The sequence below is a fragment of the Planomonospora corallina genome (assembly GCF_042650625.1).
In the GTDB taxonomy this organism is placed as follows: Bacteria; Actinomycetota; Actinomycetes; order Streptosporangiales; family Streptosporangiaceae; genus Planomonospora_B; species Planomonospora_B corallina.
Map to the genome: position 1 here is coordinate 1 of NZ_JBHSBM010000028.1, position 986 is coordinate 986.

Consider the following 986-nt stretch of genomic DNA (forward strand, 5'->3'; position numbering starts at 1 on the left):
TCAGCCATTACCGACGACGCGGTGACCCACTCCCAGCGGACCTACGAATGTAGTACGGGTTCAACTGCAGTAGCGTCAAATTGGGTCTGGGTTGCAATAATCGCCCGCCCCATTCCGGGTGATCACTCCTTGGTCAAGGTCCACTTTCCGTCAGTCTGGATTACCACTAGGTCGGTGCCGTCGGAAAGTAGAACTTCGCCGGAGTATTTTCTGATCTCATTTATCGGAAAGTCCGGGTTTTCGCCGAAGGTTCTGACGATGAAATTGGCCTGTCCACTGTGCGTCGCCTTCATGGTGGTGAGTCCATCGCTGGCCGGGTTGAGCCCGATGACCTCTGCTCCTGTACCCGAGACCGAAGAACCCTTCCAGTCACGGGCCGTGGAGATAGGCTTGAGCGTGGCGGTCCATGAGCCATCAGCCTGGATCTTGAGGGCGGCGGTGGTCTGCTGATCAGAATTGATCACTACCGTACCCTTGTAGTTGCCAATCTCGTTGACCGGGAAATCGTTCTCCTCACCTTCCGGGGAGACGGTGGAGACGATGAAATTAGCGCTCCCCTTGTGCGTCAGGGCAAGGATCATCATCTCATCAGTCTCGTTGATGCGCAGTACCTTCGCCCCGCGCCCCTTGTATTCCTTGGGCTTAATGGTTTCCTCCGGTTCGGCGGAGGGGAGTGTCTCTTCCTCCGGTTCGGCGGAGGGGGATGCCTCTGTCTCGACAGCGGTTTCGGTGGCTGGTTCTTCGGCGTTCTCGGATGCAGCGCCAGTCATCTGAGCGGGCTGCGAGGTTGCTTCTATTTCCGCGTTTTCGGTGTTTCCGCCTAGTGCCGACCCGACGATGCTCAGAACCACGAAACCGCCCACGACCCCCAGAGCGATCTTCCCTTTGCTCTTTTTCTTCGGGGACATCGGAGAGGTCTGGTGGTAGCCGGTACTACATTCGTAGGTCCGCTGGGAGTGGGTCACCGCGTCGTCGGTAATGGCTGA

1 protein-coding gene is annotated in these 986 nt (G+C 57.7%); it reads right to left on the bottom strand.

The window, feature by feature from the left end; translation table 11 throughout:
• Positions 1–122: 122 nt before the first annotated feature.
• The coding region (locus ACFOWE_RS24345) for a hypothetical protein (RefSeq protein WP_377291633.1) at positions 123–986 on the bottom strand (864 nt) is incomplete at its 5' end.